This is a genomic window from Pseudoalteromonas sp. RB2-MNA-CIBAN-0110 (assembly GCF_040309305.1).
Classification (GTDB): Bacteria; Pseudomonadota; Gammaproteobacteria; order Enterobacterales; family Alteromonadaceae; genus Pseudoalteromonas; species Pseudoalteromonas arctica.
On the sequence record NZ_JBEOOQ010000333.1, the window covers coordinates 1 to 235 of the forward strand.

The following is a 235-nucleotide window of genomic DNA, read 5'->3' on the forward strand; positions in this document are numbered from 1 at the left end:
GGATCAAATAATGCCAGCGGATGGTCATTAACCGGGGAGCCCTTAATTGCATAAATAGGCACTTGTTGCATTAAATACTTTAGCTTTTCAGCAATCGATGACTTACCGCCACCCACCGGACCAAGCAAGTAAAGCACTTGTTTACACTCTTCTAATCCTTGCGCGGCGTGTTTTAGATAAGAAACAATTTGCTCAATGGCGTCTTCCATACCATAAAAATCGGCAAATGCAGGGT

Annotated in this window: 1 pseudogene; it reads right to left on the reverse strand. The window is 43.4% G+C overall.

Going from position 1 to position 235, the window contains the following annotated elements:
* Nucleotides 1-235: pseudogene (locus tag AAEY68_RS21715) on the reverse strand (PrkA family serine protein kinase); the annotation flags it as partial.